This window comes from Micromonospora sp. DT43, from assembly GCF_049841645.1.
Lineage (GTDB): Bacteria > Actinomycetota > Actinomycetes > Mycobacteriales > Micromonosporaceae > Micromonospora.
In genome coordinates this window covers 661,009-678,625 of record NZ_JBNCKR010000003.1, presented here as the reverse complement: position 1 = coordinate 678,625, position 17,617 = coordinate 661,009, and the positions used below count along the sequence as shown (strand labels likewise).

12 protein-coding genes are annotated in these 17,617 nt (G+C 71.8%); 11 read left to right on the top strand and 1 reads right to left on the bottom strand.

From position 1 onward, the window contains the following. Positions 1-94 precede the first annotated feature (94 nt). From argS to rho, 9 genes are all read left to right on the top strand, one after another. Positions 95-1,768 carry an arginine--tRNA ligase gene (argS, locus tag ACLQ26_RS10865; RefSeq protein WP_425744292.1) on the top strand — a complete coding sequence of 558 codons (1,674 nt, stop codon included), beginning with the start codon at positions 95-97 and terminating at the stop codon, positions 1,766-1,768. 4 nt (positions 1,769-1,772) lie between these two features. Beyond that, positions 1,773-3,158 carry a diaminopimelate decarboxylase gene (gene lysA, locus ACLQ26_RS10860; protein ID WP_425744291.1) on the top strand — a complete coding sequence of 462 codons (1,386 nt, stop codon included), beginning with the start codon at positions 1,773-1,775 and terminating at the stop codon, positions 3,156-3,158. A gap of 8 nt (positions 3,159-3,166) precedes the next feature. Next, positions 3,167-4,477, top strand: coding sequence for a homoserine dehydrogenase (locus tag ACLQ26_RS10855; RefSeq protein ID WP_425744405.1), 1,311 nt, complete (start codon positions 3,167-3,169; stop codon positions 4,475-4,477). A 133-nt stretch (positions 4,478-4,610) separates the two neighbouring features. Further along, positions 4,611-5,660 (top strand): threonine synthase, encoded by a 1,050-nt coding sequence (gene thrC, locus ACLQ26_RS10850; protein WP_363679910.1) that lies wholly within the window; start codon positions 4,611-4,613, stop codon positions 5,658-5,660. Between the two features lie 119 nt (positions 5,661-5,779). Beyond that, a complete protein-coding gene (locus tag ACLQ26_RS10845) occupies positions 5,780-9,064 on the top strand; it encodes an efflux RND transporter permease subunit (protein ID WP_425744290.1) in 3,285 nt (1,094 codons plus the stop codon). A gap of 159 nt (positions 9,065-9,223) precedes the next feature. Next, entirely contained in the window at positions 9,224-10,039 is an 816-nt protein-coding gene (locus tag ACLQ26_RS10840) for a polysaccharide deacetylase family protein (protein ID WP_425744289.1), read from the top strand. A gap of 11 nt (positions 10,040-10,050) precedes the next feature. Further along, positions 10,051-11,295 (top strand): MFS transporter, encoded by a 1,245-nt coding sequence (locus ACLQ26_RS10835; RefSeq protein WP_425744288.1) that lies wholly within the window; start codon positions 10,051-10,053, stop codon positions 11,293-11,295. Between the two features lie 97 nt (positions 11,296-11,392). Further along, the gene (gene thrB / locus ACLQ26_RS10830; RefSeq protein ID WP_425744287.1) at positions 11,393-12,337 is read left to right on the top strand and encodes a homoserine kinase; all 945 of its coding nucleotides are present in this window, start codon (positions 11,393-11,395) and stop codon (positions 12,335-12,337) included. Positions 12,338-12,632: 295 nt separating this feature from the next. Next, a complete protein-coding gene (gene rho, locus ACLQ26_RS10825; protein WP_425744286.1) occupies positions 12,633-14,849 on the top strand; it encodes a transcription termination factor Rho in 2,217 nt (738 codons plus the stop codon). Between the two features lie 144 nt (positions 14,850-14,993). Here rho and ACLQ26_RS10820 read toward each other — a convergent pair whose 3' ends face one another. Beyond that, positions 14,994-15,890, bottom strand: a complete 897-nt coding sequence (locus ACLQ26_RS10820; RefSeq protein ID WP_425744285.1) for an AAA family ATPase — start codon at positions 15,888-15,890, stop codon at positions 14,994-14,996. 275 nt (positions 15,891-16,165) lie between these two features. Between ACLQ26_RS10820 and rpmE the strand changes: the two genes are divergently transcribed. Together rpmE and prfA are read left to right on the top strand one after the other, a co-directional pair. Beyond that, positions 16,166-16,390, top strand: a complete 225-nt coding sequence (gene rpmE, locus ACLQ26_RS10815; RefSeq protein ID WP_007464546.1) for a 50S ribosomal protein L31 — start codon at positions 16,166-16,168, stop codon at positions 16,388-16,390. Positions 16,391-16,516: 126 nt separating this feature from the next. Next, complete coding sequence (gene prfA / locus ACLQ26_RS10810) at positions 16,517-17,605, top strand: peptide chain release factor 1 (protein ID WP_425744284.1); 1,089 nt, start codon at positions 16,517-16,519, stop codon at positions 17,603-17,605. The last annotated feature ends 12 nt before the right edge of the window (positions 17,606-17,617 follow it).

Here is a 17,617-nt window from a genome sequence, read left to right as displayed (position 1 = left end):
GCCTCGTCAGGTCGGTCGGTCAGGGGAGTGGCGGGCCGGATGACGCGCAGGGTAGCCGCCGAGTGCCCGAGTCTACCCCCGATAACATGGTTGGGTGACTCCTGCAGAACTCGCCTCGGTCGTCCTCACCGCCGCCCACGCCGTCTTCACCGACCGTGGCCTGGATCACGCCGCGCTCCCGGAGCGCACGGTGGTGGAGCGACCGCGCAACCCCGAGCACGGCGACTACGCCTCGACGCTCGCTCTGCAGTTGAGCAAGAAGGTGGGCGTCCCACCGCGCGAACTGGCCAGCGCCCTGGCCGACGAGCTGGGCCGGGCGCCGGGGATCAAGTCGGTGGAGATCGCCGGGCCGGGCTTTTTGAACATCCGCCTCGACGCCGCCGCCGCGGGCCAGCTCGCCCGGCTGATCGTCGAGGCCGGCGCGGAGTACGGCCGCAGCGACCGGCTCGCCGGCGAGAAGATCAACCTGGAGTTCGTCTCGGCCAACCCGACCGGCCCGGTGCACATCGGCGGGGTCCGCTGGGCGGCCGTCGGTGACGCGCTGAGCCGGCTGCTGCGGGCCACCGGTGCCGAGGTGGGCACTGAGTACTACTTCAACGACGCCGGTTCCCAGATCGACCGGTTCGCCCGCTCGCTGCTCGCCGCGTCCAAGGGCGAGCCCGCGCCGGAGGACGGCTACGGCGGCGCGTACATCGCCGAGATCGCCACCGAGGTGCAGGCCCGCCGGCCGGAGGTGCGCTCGCTCGACGACGACGCCGCCCAGGAGGTCTTCCGGGTCGAGGGCGTCGCGCTGATGTTCGACGAGATCCGCTCGTCGCTGCGCGACTTCGGGGTCGAGTTCGACACCTACTTCAACGAGAAGGACCTGCACGACAGGGGTGAGCTGGACCTCGCACTGGCCCGGCTGCGCGAGCAGGGCCACCTCTACGAGTCCGAGGGCGCCACCTGGCTGCGTACCACCGACTTCGGTGACGACAAGGACCGCGTGCTGCGCAAGTCCAACGGCGAGTGGACGTACTTCGCCGCGGACTGCGCCTACTACCTGCACAAGCGCGAGCGCGGCTTCGAGCGGGTCGTGATCATGCTGGGCGCCGACCACCACGGCTACATCGGCCGGATGAAGGCGATGGCCGCGTGCTTCGGCGACGACCCGGAGCGCAACCTGGAGATCCTCATCGGGCAGCTGGTCAACCTGCTGCGCGACGGCGCCCCGATGCGGATGAGCAAGCGGGCCGGCACGGTGATCACCCTGGAGGACCTGGTCGACGCCATCGGCGTGGACGCGTCCCGGTACGCGCTGGCCCGCTACTCCAGCGACTCGCCCATCGACATCGACATCGAACTGTGGACCCGGGCGAGCCGCGACAATCCGGTCTACTACGTGCAGTACGTGGCGGCCCGGACGGCAAGCGCCGCCCGCCAGGCCGCCCAGGTCGGCCTCACCCGTGGCGACGGCGCGGCGTTCCGCCCCGACCTGCTCGACCACGAGAAGGAGAACGAGCTGCTCAAGGCGCTCGCCGAGTTCCCCGCCGTGGTCGCGTCGGCAGCCGAGCTGCGGGAACCGCACCGGGTCGCGCGCTACCTCGAGGAGCGCGTGTCGCAGGCGTACCACCGGTTCTACGACGAGCCGACCTGCCGGATCCTGCCGCGCGGCGACGAGCCCGTCACCGACGCCAACCGCGCCCGGCTCTGGCTGAACGACGCCACCCGCACGGTGATCGCCAACGGGCTGCACCTGCTCGGCGTCTCCGCCCCGGAAAGGATGTAGCACGATGCGCGCTCACGAGGCCGGAGCACTGCACGCGGACATCAGCAACCAGGGGCCGGCGTGGCTGCGTGCCCCGGCCGACGTCAACGCCCTCGTGCCGGCGCTGTGGCCACGGTCGGTGACGCGCGGGGCCGACGGCGCGGTCGCCGTCGCGGGCCTGAGCGTCCGCGACATCGCGGCCGAGTTCGGCACCCCGGTGTACGTCCTCGACGAGGCCGACCTGCGCTCGCGCTGCCGCGACTTCCGGGCTGCCTTCCCGACCGAGGACGTCTTCTACGCGGGCAAGGCGTTCCTCTGCCGGGCTGTGGTCCGGATGATCGCCGAGGAGGGGCTGCACCTCGACGTCTGCACCGGTGGTGAGCTGGCCACCGCGCTGTCGGCCGGGATGCCGCCGGAGCGGATCGGCTTCCACGGCAACAACAAGTCGGTCGCCGAGCTGGCCCGGGCGCTGGACGCCGGGGTGGGGCGGATCATCGTCGACTCGTTCACCGAGATCGACAGGCTCACCGCGCTGGCCCGCGAGCGCGGGGTACGGCCGCGGGTGCTGGTCCGGGTCACCGTCGGTGTCGAGGCGCACACCCATGAGTTCATCGCCACCGCCCACGAGGACCAGAAGTTCGGCTTCTCGCTGGCCGGCGGTGCCGCCGCGAACGCCGCCTTCAAGATCCTCGACGAGGGTGTGCTGGAGCTGCGGGGTCTGCACTCACACATCGGTTCACAGATCTTCGACGCCAGCGGCTTCGAGGTCTCGGCCCGCCGGGTGCTCGCCCTGCAGGCGCAGATCCGCGACGCGCGCGGGGTGGAGCTGCCCGAGCTGGACCTGGGTGGCGGTTTCGGCATCGCGTACACCACCCAGGACGACCCCGCCGCTCCGCAGGACCTGGCCAAGCGCCTGCGCAAGATCGTCGACTCGGAGTGCGCGGCGGAGAACCTGGCAGTGCCGCACCTGTCGATCGAGCCGGGGCGGGCCATCGTCGGGCCGGCCGTGTTCACCCTCTACGAGGTCGGCACGGTCAAGGACCTGGAGGGCCTCCGCACGTACGTCAGCGTCGACGGCGGGATGAGCGACAACATTCGCACCGCGCTCTACGACGCGTCCTACTCGGCGACGCTGGCCTCCCGGGCGTCGACCGCGCAGCCGTTGCTCGCCCGCGTGGTGGGAAAGCACTGTGAGTCCGGGGACATCGTGGTGAAGGATGAATTCCTGCCCGCCGACGTGCAGCCCGGAGATCTTGTCGCAGTGCCCGGCACCGGCGCCTACTGCCGGAGCATGGCCAGCAACTACAACCACGTGCCCCGGCCACCGGTCGTGGCGGTGCGCGACGGCGAGGCGCGTCTGATCGTCCGGCGGGAGACCGAAGACGATCTGCTGGCATTGGATGTGGGATGACGTCACCTGTGCGCTTGGCGCTGCTCGGCTGCGGCACGGTCGGCCAGGAGGTGGTCCGGCTGCTGCACGAGCAGTCGGCCGACCTGGCCGCCCGCATCGGCGCTCCACTGGAGATCGCCGGCATCGCCGTCCGCCGGCTCGGCCGCGACCGCGGTGACCTGCCGGTCGACGAGGACCTGTTCACCACCGACGCGCTCGGCCTGATCAAGCGCGACGACGTGGACGTGGTGATCGAGGTGGTCGGCGGGATCGAGCCGGCCCGAAGCTGGCTGGTCGAGGCGCTGCGGGCCGGTAAGAGCGTGGTCACCGCCAACAAGGCGCTGCTCGCCGAGGACGGCGTGGCCCTGCACGAAGCCGCCGCCGAGGGCGGCGGCGACCTCTACTACGAGGCGTCCGTGGCCGGCGCCATCCCGCTGCTGCGACCGCTGCGCGAGTCGCTGCACGGTGACCGGATCAACCGGGTCACCGGCATCGTCAACGGCACCACCAACTTCATCCTCTCCGCGATGGACGCCACCGGCGCCGGCTTCGCCGAGGCCCTGGAAGAGGCCACCGAGCTGGGGTACGCGGAGGCCGACCCCACCGCCGACGTGGAGGGCTTCGACGCGGCGGCCAAGGCCGCGATCCTCGCCTCGCTGGCGTTCCACACCCGGGTCGGGGCGGCAGACGTGCACCGCGAGGGCATCACCGAGGTGACCGCCGCCGACATGGCCAGCGCCCAGGCCATGGGCTGCACGATCAAGCTGCTCTGCATCGCGGCGCGGGGTGTCGACCCGGCCGGCCAGGAGACGGTGAGCGTCCGGGTGCACCCGGCGATGATCCCGCGCAGCCATCCGCTGGCCAGCGTCGGCGACGCGTTCAACGCGGTCTTCGTCGAGGCCGACGCCGCCGGGCAGCTGATGTTCTACGGCCGGGGCGCGGGTGGCGCGCCGACCGCAAGCGCCGTGCTCGGCGACGTGGTGGCGGTGTCCCGCAACCGGCTCGCCGGGGTCCGCGCGGCCAGCGAGAGCGCGTACGCGGCCCTGGCGGTGCGGCCGATGGGCGAGGCGCTGACCCGCTACCACGTGAGCCTGGACGTGGCCGACCGACCGGGTGTGCTGGCCGCGGTGGCAGGCGTGTTCGCCCGGCACGACGTGTCGATCGCGACCGTGCGGCAGGGCTCGGCGGGCGGGGCGCCCGGCCGGGACGGCGACGCCGAGTTGGTAATCGTCACCCACGTGGCGCCGGACGCCGCGCTCGCCGCGACGGTGGTCGAGCTGCGGGGCCTGGACATCGTCCGTTCGGTGACGAGCGTGCTGCGGGTCGAGGGCGGCGCCTGACTCGTTGAACCACCGGGCGGCTCCCGCGTCCCGCCAGGTGGGTAACCCGGGGTGTGCCATCGATGGCTGCGGCAGGGTGGTCCAGGGTGCCTGATGCTCGGGTCGGTGCAGGGACAGAGGCGAGGAGAGCGACATGTGGCGGGGTCTGATCGAGGCGTACCGGGATCGGCTGCCGGTCACCGCGGCCACGCCGGTCGTCACGTTGCACGAGGGAAACACTCCGCTGCTGCCGGCGCCCGTGCTCTCGGCCCGGCTCGGCTGCGACGTCTACCTGAAGGTGGAGGGCGCCAACCCGACCGGCTCCTTCAAGGACCGGGGGATGACCCTCGCGGTCTCCAAGGCGGTCGAGGCCGGTAACAAGGCGATCATCTGCGCCTCCACCGGCAACACCAGCGCCTCCGCCGCGGCGTACGCGGCCCGTGCCGGGCTGACCTGCGCGGTGCTGGTGCCGCAGGGCAAGATCGCGTTGGGCAAGCTGGCCCAGGCGCTTGTGCACGGGGCGAAGCTGCTCCAGGTGAGCGGCAACTTCGACGACTGCCTCGCGCTCGCCGCCAAGCTGGCCCAGGATCACCCGGTCGCGCTTGTCAACTCGGTGAACATCGACAGGCTGCACGGCCAGAAGACCGCCGCCTTCGAGATCGTCGAGGCGCTCGGCGACGCACCAGACATCCACTGCCTGCCCGTCGGCAACGCCGGCAACATCTCCGCGTACTGGATGGGATATTCCGAGGAGCACGCCGCCGGCACCACCACGCGGGCGCCGAAGATGTACGGCTTCCAGGCGTCCGGGGCGGCGCCGATCGTGACCGGCCAGGTGGTGCCGGAGCCGTCGACGATCGCCACCGCCATCCGGATCGGCAATCCGGCGAGCTGGACCAAGGCGCTCGACGCCCGGGACGCCTCCGGTGGCCTGATCGCGGCGGTGACCGACCGGGAGATCCTCACCGCGTACCGGCTGCTCGCCCGCGAGGTGGGCGTCTTCGTCGAGCTGGGCAGCGCGGCCAGCGTGGCCGGCCTGCTCCAGCAGGCCGCGGCGGGCGCGGTTCCGGCCGGCTCGACTGTCGTCTGCACGGTGACCGGCCACGGCCTGAAGGACCCGGAGTGGGCGATCTCGACCGCGCCCGCCCCGGTGACCATCGAGAACGACTCGCTGGCTGCGGCCCGCGCGCTCGACCTGGCCTGAGAGCGGTAGCGCCCGGCGGCGGTGGGACGCAGCCGGGGGCGGCGGGGGCTCCGGTGATCGAATCCGGCACACTTTCCCCTATCCCCGCCCGCATTCTCTTTCAGGAGTGAGCCAGGCCGATGTCGCTGCTCGCCAGATTCAGCCTCGCCAACCGAGGGCTTGTCGCCCTCATCGCGGTGGTGATTACGGCGTTCGGAGCGTTCGCCGTGCCGTCACTGAAGCAGCAACTGCTGCCGTCGCTCGAGTTCCCTGCCGCGTTCATCGTGGCCGCCTACCCCGGCGCCGGCCCCGAGATCGTCGAGTCGCAGGTGACCGAGCCGATCGAGAACGCCCTGCAGGGCATTACCGGGCTGGACAAGGTCACCTCCACGTCCCGCGAGGGGTCGGCCACGGTCCAGGTGCAGTACGAGTTCGGCACCGACCTGGACGACGTGGTCAACAAGATGCAGACCGCGCTGAGCCGGATCGACGCCCAGTTGCCGGAGAGCGTCGACCCGCAGGTCATCGCGGGGAGCACCGACGACCTGCCGGCGGTGGTGCTGGCCGCGGCCGGCGGCGCCGACGAGCGGGCGCTCGCCGAGAAGCTGCGCGCGACAGTGGTGCCGGAGCTGGAGGGCATCGAGGGCGTCCGTACGGTCGAGGTGACCGGGACCCGCGACGACGTCGTGGTGGTCACCCCGGACCCGGCGAAGTTGGCAGCGGCGAAGGTCCAGCCGACAGCGATCGGCGCCGCGTTGAAGACCAACGGCGTGTCGGTGCCGGCCGGCGCGGTGACCGACGGCGGCCTGGCCCTTCCGGTGCAGGTCGGAACGCCGGTCGCCACCCTGGACGACCTGCGCGGCATCATCGTCGCGCCCGGGGCGACGCCGGTTCGTCTCGGTGACGTGGCGGCGGTCGAGCAGCAGCTCGCCCCGGCCACCGCGATCACCCGGACCAACGGCAAGGACAGCCTCGGCATCGCCGTCACCGCCGCCCCGGACGGCAACGCGGTGGAGATCTCCCACGAGATCCGGGACCGGCTGGCCGACCTGAAGGACGCCTCCGGCGCGGAGCTGACAGTGGTCTTCGACCAGGCGCCGTTCGTGGAGAAGTCGATCGAGTCGTTGACCACCGAGGGCCTGCTGGGCCTGGTGATGGCGGTCATCGTCATCCTCGTCTTCCTGCTGTCGGTGCGCTCGACGGTGGTCACCGCGGTCTCCATTCCGCTCTCCGTGCTGGTGGCGTTGATCGCCCTGTGGATCGGCGACTACTCGCTCAACCTGCTGACCCTCGGCGCGTTGACAATCGCGGTGGGCCGGGTGGTGGACGACTCGATCGTGGTGTTGGAGAACATCAAACGACACCTGGAGTACGGCGAGGAGAAGCGGCAGGCGATCGTCACAGGCGTTCGCGAGGTGGCCGGCGCGGTGACCGCGTCCACCCTCACGACGGTGGCGGTGTTCGCACCCATCGCCCTGGTCGGCGGGTTCGTCGGGCAGCTCTTCGCGCCGTTCGCGATCACGGTGACGGTGGCGCTGCTCGCCTCGCTGCTGGTCTCGCTGACCGTGATCCCGGTGCTGGCGTACTGGTTCCTCAAGCCGCGCGGCGGCACCGTCGACGACGAGGCGGTGCGCCGCGACGCCGAGGAGAAGGAGCTGCGCAACCCGTTGCAGCGCGCGTACCTGCCGGTGATCGGGTTCGCCACCCGCAAGCGGTCGACCCGCTGGATCACCGTCGGGCTCGGCCTGCTGGTGCTCTTCGGCACCTTCGGGTTGGCGCAGAAGCTGGAGACGAACTTCCTGGACGACTCCGGTCAGGACACGCTCAGCTTCCGGCAGGAACTGCCGGCGGGCAGCGGCCTGGCCGCCACCGACGCGGCGGCCAAGCAGGTCGAGGCGGTCCTCGGGCGGGTCGGCGGGGTCGAGACGTACCAGGTGACCGCGGGCGGGGGCGACACCCCGTGGGCGGGCGGCGGAGGCAACAACGTCGCGAGCTGGTCGTTGGCGCTCGACGGCGACACCGACGCCAAGCAGGTCCGTGAGGAGCTGCGCCGGGAGTTCGACAAGATCGGCACCAGCCTGGGTGAGGTCAGCTTCGGCGGTGGCCAGGATGCCTCGACCAGCCAGCTGGAGGTGATCGTCCAGGCCGGTGACCCGGAGGTGCTGACCCGCGCCGCCGAGGCGGCCCGGACGGCGATGGCAGGCGTCCCGGACGTCGAGGACGTCACCACGAGCCTCGCCGAGCGGGTGCCGAGGGTCGACGTGACAGTCGACCGGGTCGCCGCCGGACGGGTCGGCCTCACCGAGGCCGCCGTGGGTCAGCTCGTGTCGCAGGCGTTCCGTGGCGCTCCGCTGGGGCAGGTGGCGCTCGACGGCCGCCAGCAGGACGTGGTGCTGCGGCTGAGCGCGACCGCGCCGGTGTCGCTGGAGGAGCTGCGGGCCCTTCCGGTCGGGCCGGTGAAGCTGGACGACATCGCGGACGTCACCCAGGCCGAGGGGCCGCAGCAGGTCACTCGGATCGACGGTGACCGCAGCGTCTCGGTGACCGGCGCCGCGACCGGTTCGAACCTGGGTGCGACCACCAAGGAGCTGCAGAAGCGGCTCGACGGCATCGACGTCCCGGGGGCGAGCTTCACCATCGGTGGGGTCAGCGCCGATCAGGCGGACGCCTTCGGTGACCTGGGCCTGGCGGTGCTGGTCGCCATCGCGATCGTGTTCCTGATCATGGTGGCCACGTTCCGGAGCCTCACCCAGGCGTTGATCCTGTTGATCTCCATCCCGTTCGCGTCGACAGGCGCGATCGGCCTGCTGCTGGCCACCGGGACGCCGCTGGGAGTGCCGGCGCTGATCGGTGTGCTGATGCTCGTCGGCATCGTGGTGACGAACGCGATCGTGCTGCTCGACCTGATCAACCAGTACCGGGCACAGGGCATGGGGGTCCGGGAGGCGGTGGTCGAGGGTGGCCGGCGCCGACTGCGCCCGATCCTGATGACCGCGGTCGCGACGATCTTCGCGTTGCTGCCGATGGCCTTCGGGTTGACCGGCGAGGGTGGCTTCATCTCGCAGCCCCTGGCGGTCGTGGTGATCGGCGGCCTGCTCAGCTCGACGCTGTTGACGCTGATCCTGGTGCCGACGCTCTACACGATGGTGGAGCACACCAAGGAGTCGCTGCGGGAGCGTCGTCGTCGGCGGCGCTCCGGCGACCCGACGGTGACCGAGCCGACCGGACCGACCGCGCCGGACGGCCCGAACCAGGTGGCCGTGCCGACGAGCGCACCGGCCTCGACGCCGGCCGAGGGCGCGCAGCCGGCGGCGGCACGCCCCACCCCGTCGGGCGCGCTCGTGGACGGCACGGACCAGTTCGAGGTGCTACGGCTGCCCCGCAGCCGTCGCTCGCCGCTGCCCCCGGCGGAGCCGACCGAGTAGTCGGACGATATCCCGGAACGCCCCCGGCAGGCTCGCCTGCCGGGGGCGTTCGCCGTACCACCTCGGACACTCCGATCGGTCGACGAACCCGGGACCTTGCGTCATGTCTTGCATACTCCTGGTAGGCATGGCGGGGGTGTCGGCGAGCAGGGCGGCAGAATGACCGAGAGCGCGCACAGATGGTCCCGGCGCGATCTGCTGCGCCGAAGTGCCCTGTTGGCGACCGGAGCGGCCGTCGGTGCAGGCGCCACCGACCTGTGGTTCACCCACCGGCGGCTGCCGCTCGCCGGGGGCCCGGCCAGCGCCACTGTCGGCAACGGGGCGCAGGACGTCGGCGCCGGCGTGGTGCCGGTCATCTGGTCGGGGTCGACCACGCAGCGGCTGGTCGCGCTCACCTTCGACGACGGGCCGGCGCCACGGTGGACGCCCATGGTGCTGGACACCCTCGCCCAGCACCGGGTGCCCGCGACGTTCTTCCTGGTCGGCGCCCAGGTCAGGAAGCACGCCGACCTCCTGCGCGACAGGCTCGCCACGCACGAGGTGGGCAATCACAGCTGGGCGCACCGGGACCTCGCGCAACTGGATGCCGCCGCGGCGTACGACGACCTGCACCGCAGCCACGACGCGATCGCCGACGTGACCGGCAGGCCGCCCCAGCTGGTCCGCCCGCCGTACGGCCACCTGGGTGGTGCGGTGCTGCACGCGGCGGCCCGGCTGAACTACCGGCTCGTGCTCTGGTCGTCGCAGATGGTGGAGCGGGACTTTCCCGACGACCCGGCCGGCCACGCCCGGCGGATCGTGGCCGACGTCCGGCCGGGGACGATAGTGCTCGGGCACGATGTCGGTGACCCGCGACGTCTGGTCGCGCTGCACGGCCTCCCCGACATGATCGCCGGGCTGCGGGCGCGTGGCTACACCTTCGTCACCGTCTCGACGCTGCTGGCACCCGGTGTGGCCCCCACGCCCACCGGGTAGGGTCCCGCTGCGTGGCGTCCACCCTCGCGGTCCTCACCAGCAATCGGAGCTTTCGCAACCTCTTCCTCGCCGAGTTGGTGGTCTTCGGCGCCGACTGGTTCGTCATGGTGCCGCTGCTGGTGCTGCTGCCCCAGTTGACCGGCAGCGGGGTCTGGGGCGCCCTCGTGCTGGCGGTGGACACCGGCATCGTGGCCCTGCTGTTGCCGTACACCGGCACGATCGCCGACCGCTTCGACCGTCGCAAGATCATGATCGCCGCGAACGTGGCCGCGCTGGCCGGCGTGCTGCTGCTGCTCGGCGTCCGCAACCGCGGTACGGCGTGGCTGGCACTGGTGGCGATCGGGGTCGTCGCGGTCGCCAAGGCGTTCTACTCACCGGCCGCCCAGGCCGCGCTCCCCAACGTGTTGGAGCCGCACGAGCTGGCCGCCGGTAACGCCGTGGCCGGCTCGGCCTGGGGCACCATGACGGTGGTGGGCGCCTCGCTGGGTGGTGTGCTCAGCTCGGCTGCCGGCCCGTACGCCTGCTTCTGGGTTGCGGCGGTGGGCCTCGCGCTGGCCGCGGGCCTCGCCACCCGGATCCGCCGGCCCCTGCAGGCGGCCCGCGACCCGGAGTTGCCGGCGCAGCGCACCTGGTCGGCGGTCCGCGAGGCGCTCGGCTACATCGGGCACCGGCCGCGGGTGCTGGCGCTTGTCACGGTCAAGTCGGCTGTCGGCCTGGGCAACGGCGTGCTGACCGTGTTTCCGCTGCTCGCCGGCGTCTACGGGGTCGGTTCGCTGGGCGCCGGCCTGCTCTTCGCGGTCCGGGGGGCCGGTGCCCTGGTCGGGCCGATCCTGATGCGCCGGGTGTTGACCAACAGGTCCTGGCTGCTGCCCGGACTCGCGCTGTCCATGTCGCTCTACGGTCTGTCCTACCTGGGTACGTCGGTGGTCCGCTGGTTCCCGCTGGTGCTGCTGCTGGTGTTCGTGGCGCACTTCGCGGGCGGCAGCAACTGGGTGATGTCGAACTTCGCCCTCCAGGGCGAGGTGCCGGACCGGCTGCGCGGTCGGGTCTTCGCCACCGACATGATGCTCGCGACGCTTGCCATCTCGGTGAGTCAACTGGCGGTGGCCCTGGTGGTCGACGTGGTGGACGAGCGGGTGGTGCTGGCCGGCTGCGGCCTGGTCACCCTCGTGTACGCGGTCGGCTGGCGGATCGCCACGCGCCGACTCTCGCTTACCGACCCGGCCACCGAGCCGGTTGCCAACCCGGCCGGCTGAAGAACCGGCGGTCCCGTGGCGGGCGGCGGCCCGGATCGCCGCCTGGACTCCGCCTCGGCTCGACCGAGGACTTTGACACAGGCCCTAGCATGAGCGCGTGCCGACGAACTTCGCCGCCGGGCCGGTCCGGGTCCGGGTCCCCGCGACCAGCGCCAACCTCGGTCCGGGTTTCGACGCGCTGGGGCTCGCCCTCGGGCTCTACGACGACCTGGCCGCCGAGGTCGCACCCGCCGGCGTCCGGGTGACGGTCACCGGGCAGGGCGCGGGTGAGTTGCCGGACGACGACCGGCACCTGGTGGTGCGGGCCATGCGTGCCACCTTCGACGTTCTCGGCACGCAGCCCGCCGGCCTGAGCGTCGAGTGCGTGAACCGCATCCCGCAGGCGCGTGGCCTGGGGTCGTCTTCGGCAGCCATCGTCGCCGGGGTGCTGCTGGCCCGTGCCCTGGTCGTCGACGGCGAGCGCCGGCTGGACGAGCCGGGTGTGCTCCGGGTGGCCGCCGAGATCGAGGGCCACCCGGACAATGTCGCGCCGTGCCTGCTCGGCGGCTTCACAGTGGCCTGGTCCGAGCCAGGCGGCGCGCGGGCGGTGTCCCTGCCGGTAGCCGACGACGTACGACCCACGGTTTTCGTACCGGCCGAGCGCGGCCTGACCGCGACCGCGCGGGCGGCGCTGCCGGCCACCGTGCCCCACGCCGACGCCGCGCTGACGGCGGGGCGGGCGGCGTTGCTGGTGCACGCGCTCACCACGGCCCCGGCGCTGTTGCTGTCTGCGACCGTCGACCGCCTCCACCAGGATTACCGCGCGCCCGGGATGCCCGGCACGTCTGCCCTGGTCAGCGAGCTGCGTGCGGCCGGTGTGGCGGCTGTGGTCAGTGGGGCCGGGCCGAGCGTGCTGGCGCTCAGTGAGCCGCCGCCAAGCCTCGACGCGGGAACAGACTGGCAGATCTGGCAGTTACCGATAGACGTCAGCGGTGCCCGGGTCGCCCGGGGTAGACTGGGACACGCCGAGCGGGACCCTGTTGCCGCAGGTCGGAAGAGTTGATTACGCTCTAGACCTAGCACAGCCGCGAAGCACGCGATCTCCTGCGGGGCGGCGCACCCCCGAAGCTCTCGGCGGTCAGCCCGTCACCCCTGCCAAGGCCCACGCCGCACCGCAGTTTCCACAGGTCGCCGCAGACGGCGAGACCTGCTCACCGACGTTTGGTGGGTCGGGAAACCACCGGCTGCTGTGTCACAGACTCCCGCGACGCGTCCTTGCGAGGCGGGTGCACCGAGGCCGCCCGGCCACCTGAGCTCCGACTCCGGGCAGTCCCGGCCTTATCGAGGGAAGGAATCCATTGAGCGACACCACCGACGTGACGTCGGATGTTTCCAACGTCGCTGGCGATGCCACCGCTGCCGCTCCCGCCCGTCGTCGGCGCAGCGGCACCGGTCTGTCGGCGATGCTGCTGCCAGAGCTGCAGAGCCTGGCCGCGTCGCTCGGCATCTCCGGCACGGCTCGCATGCGTAAGGGTGAGCTGATCGCCGCGATCTCCGAGCGGCAGGGCGGCAACGCCGCCGGGACCCCTCGACCGCGAGCCGAGGTCGCGGCTGCGGCCGCTCCGGCCCGTGAGGAGGTGCGGGAGAGCGTGGATCGCCCGGCGACCGAGGGCCGCAACACCGAGCAGGCGTCGGCCGAGCCGGCGACTGCGACCGAGGGTCGTGGTCGTACCCGGCGCAGCCGGACCGCTTCGGCCGAGTCTCGTACCTCCGAGGCCGGCACTTCTGAGCCGCGCACTTCTGAGCCGCGCACTTCTGAGCCGCGCACTTCTGAGCCGCGTTCTTCCGAGGCGCGTTCTTCTGAGGCGCGTTCTTCTGAGGCGCGTTCTTCTGAGGCGCGCACTTCCGAGGTCCGCTCCTCTGAGGCCCGTACCGATGAGGTGGAGGCCGGCGAGCGGCCCGAGCGCGGCGAGAACCGTCGCGACCGCGCCGAGCGTAACGACCGCGCCGAGCGCTCCGACCGTGGTGAGCGGGCCGACCGCAACGACCGGACCGAGCGCAACGACCGGACCGAGCGTAACGACCGGACCGACCGTAACGATCGCGGCGAGCGTAACGACCGCTCCGACCGTGGTGAGCGGGCCGAGCGCAACGATCGGGGCGAGCGTGCCGACCGTGGCGAGCGGACCGAGCGCAACGACCGGAGCGACCGCAACGACCGGGGCGAGCGCGCCGAGCGCAACGACCGTTCGGAGCGCGCCGACCGCAACGACCGCGGTCAGCGTGTCGAGCGGGACAACGACGACGACGACGGTGAGGGCGGCGGTCGGCGTGGCCGGCGCAGCCGCTTCCGCGACCGTCGCCGTGGCCGTGGCGAGCGGGCGGAGACCGGTGGCGACACCGGTGGCCGTGAGCCGCAGGTCGGCGAGGACGACGTGCTCGTCCCCGTGGCCGGCATCATCGACGTGCTCGACAACTACGCCTTCGTGCGGACGACCGGTTACCTGGCCGGCCCGAACGACGTGTACGTCTCGATGTCCCAGATCAAGAAGTACGGTCTGCGCCGCGGTGACGCGATCACCGGCGCGGTGCGTGCGGCCCGCGAGGGCGGCAACACCGGTGACCAGCGGCGGGACAAGTACAACCCGCTGATGCGGCTGGACACGATCAACGGGATGGAGCCGGACGAGGCGCGGCGGCGGCCGGAGTTCTACAAGCTCACGCCGCTCTACCCGCAGGAGCGCCTGCGGTTGGAGACCGAGCCGCACATCCTGACCACCCGGGTCATCGACCTGGTCATGCCGATCGGCAAGGGCCAGCGGGCGCTCATCCAGTCTCCGCCGAAGGCGGGTAAGACGATGGTGCTCCAGGCGATCGCGAACGCGATCACCCGGAACAACCCGGAGTGCCACCTCATGGTGGTGCTTGTCGACGAGCGGCCCGAAGAGGTCACCGACATGCAGCGGTCGATCAAGGGCGAGGTCATCGCGGCCACGTTCGACCGTCCGCCGCAGGACCACACGACGGTGGCGGAGCTGGCGATCGAGCGGGCCAAGCGCCTGGTCGAGCTGGGCCACGACGTCGTCGTGCTGCTCGACTCGGTGACCCGGCTCGGCCGGTCGTACAACCTGGCGGCGCCGGCCAGCGGCCGGATCATGTCGGGTGGTATCGACTCCACCGCGCTCTACCCGCCGAAGCGCTTCCTCGGCGCGGCCCGCAACATCGAGAACGGCGGGTCGCTGACCATCATCGCCACGGCGCTGGTGGAGACCGGGTCCATGGCGGACACGGTCATCTTCGAGGAGTTCAAGGGCACCGGCAACGCGGAGCTGAAGCTGGACCGGAAGATCGCCGACAAGCGGACCTTCCCGGCCATCGACATCAATCCGTCCGGCACCCGGAAGGAAGAGGTCCTGCTCGCGCCCGAGGAGCTGGCCATCATCCACAAGCTCCGGAAGGTGCTGCACTCGCTGGATTCGCAGGCGGCGATGGACCTCCTGCTGGACCGGCTCAAGCAGTCCCGCACCAACATCGAGTTCCTGATGCAGATCGCGAAGTCCACGCCGGGGGAGTAGCCATCCCCGGGTGACTAACGACGAGGGGCACGGCCGCTGTGGCCGTGCCCCTTCGTCGTGTCCCGCCAGGAGGCCGACGCACCCAGCCCCTCCCGGCCATCGTCCACGACGGACGGATGCCGCGCCGCTCGGGAACCCCTCGCTTCAGAAGTCGCCGTCGGCCACCTGGAAGACGGTGAGGCCGAGGGCCCGCCACATCTGGACCACCTGGGCGCGGTCGTCGAAGACCCCGACCACCCGGTAACGGTCCCGGATCTCCCGGTCGTAGATCTCCCGCTTCACGATCGAGTCCTTCCGGGTGTCGCCGACGGCGCGCAGGTTCAGACCGAGGTAGGGGACCCGGACGTGTCGGGCCAGCCACGCCTCGGTGGCCGGCCGGGCCGAGGCGTCCCGCCCGGAGCAGAAGACCACTCCGTACCCGGCGGCGTGCATGGCCCGGACCGCCGCGATCACCGCCGGGTTCGGCTCGTCCTCGCCCACCCGGGTCATGTCGTACGGGCTGCGGGACACGGCCAGCGCGACGGTGCCGTCGATGTCCACCAGAACGATCTCCGGCGGTTCGGTCGACGGCGGGTGCACGGCGGCGGGTCCTCCGCTGCGGGCCTGCGGCACCGGCAGGGGCAGGGCCCGACCCTCCAGGTACCGCTCGTGCAGCCGACGGATCGCGTCCGCGCCGACCTGCTCGGCCGCCGGGCGGGCGGCGTCGCGGCGCAGGCACTCGTCCAGCGGTACGTCGGTGAAGTCGTGCACCTCGAAATCCGCGCCGTGTCGGGAGGCCAGTTCGGCCCAGCCCCGCAGGGTGCGGGCGCGCAGGTTGGTGTCGTCGACGCAGACGTCCGCCCGCGCCCGCAGCAGCGCCTCCACCTGAGCCCGCTGCACGACTGTCACCTGGGCCTCGGCCCACTGGGTGAACAGGCGCTCGCCGTGCAGCATCCGGCGCAGGTCGTCCCGGTTGACCCGCACCACTGACGGCTGGAGCGTACGGGCGAAGCTGGTCTTGCCCGAGGCGGGCAGCCCCCGGGTCGCGATCAGTCGGGTCATCGGCACACCTCCGGCTCGACAGGCGTACCCCCGGTGGGGTACGCGGTGGCGGCTCCCAGGGTGCGCGATTGCCCCGGCAGGCGGCGGGAATGCGGACGGGTAGGCACGTGTTGACGATGCCGGACGAGGTGTGCGGCCCGCTTGCCGGGTCGGCTCAGGCCCATGGCACACTGGTCAATCGGCCACCGGTTCCGGTTCACGCCCGAGCCCGTCGTGTACGGCGCGACGAGTGATGACGGCGACCCGGCGACCACCAACGAGAGGACCGAGGCGAGATGAAGGCAAACATCCACCCGGAGTACGTGACCACCGAGGTCAGCTGCTCCTGCGGTAACACGTTCACGACCCGCAGCACCGCCAAGGGCGGGGCGATCCACGTCGAGACCTGCAGCGCCTGCCACCCGTTCTACACCGGTAAGCAGCGCGTTCTCGACACCGCCGGCCGGGTCGCGAAGTTCCAGCAGAAGTACGCCAAGGTTCAGGCCAAGAAGGCCAAGTAACTCCCCGTTCGGCGCCCGTGTCCGGTTTACCACCGGGCACGGGCGCCGTCCGCGTTTCCCAGTGGTTCCGCCCGGCGACCGGTCCTCGGCCAGCCGGTGTCGCATTGTCGAAGGAGCATCCGCAGCATGAGCAGCGAGCGTCTGGCCGGCCTCCTCGACGAGTACGCGGAGCTGGAGAAGCGGCTGGCCGACCCGGCCATCCACACCGACCAGGCCACCGCGCGCCGGGTCGGTCGCCGGTACGCCGCGCTGGTGCCGCTGCACAAGGCCGCCGGTGAGCTGGAGCAGGCGCGCGCCGACCTGGCGGCGGCCCGCGAGCTGGCCGCCGAGGACCCCTCGTTCGCGGCCGAGACCGAGGCCATCGCGGCGTCCCTGCCGGGACTGGAGGAGCGCCTCGCCGAGCTGCTCATCCCGCGTGACCCGCACGACGCCAAGGACGTGATCGTCGAGATCAAGGCTGGTGAGGGTGGCGAGGAGTCGGCGCTGTTCGCCGGCGACCTGCTGCGGATGTACACCCGCTACGCCGAGCGCCACGGCTGGATCACCGAGGTGATCGACGCGCAGGACTCGGATCTCGGCGGGGTCAAGGACGTCTCGCTGTCGATCAAGACGAAGGGCGTACCCGAGGGTGGCAACGGCGTCTGGTCGCGGCTCAAGTGGGAGGGCGGCGTGCACCGGGTGCAGCGCGTCCCGGTCACGGAGTCGCAGGGCCGGATCCACACCAGCGCCGCAGGCGTGCTGGTGCTGCCCGAGGCCGAGGACGTCGACGTCACCATCGACGCCAACGAGCTGCGCATCGACGTGTTCCGGTCGTCCGGGCCGGGCGGCCAGTCGGTGAACACCACCGACTCGGCGGTGCGGATCACCCACCTGCCGACAGGCATCGTCGTCTCCTGCCAGAACGAGAAGTCCCAGTTGCAGAACCGGGAACAGGCGATGCGGATCCTGCGGGCCCGGCTGCTCGCCGCCGCCCAGGAGCAGGCCGACGCCGCCGCCTCGGACGCGCGCAAGGCGCAGGTGCGGACGGTGGACCGCTCGGAGCGGATCCGCACCTACAACTTCCCGCAGAACCGGATCACCGACCACCGGATCGGCTACACGGCGTACAACCTGGACCTGGCGCTCGCCGGCGACCTGGACGGGGTGCTGGACGCCCTGGCCGAGGCCGACCGTGCCGCCCGGCTGGCCGGCGACACCGAGCTCACCCGCCGCTGACCCTGCCGCCGC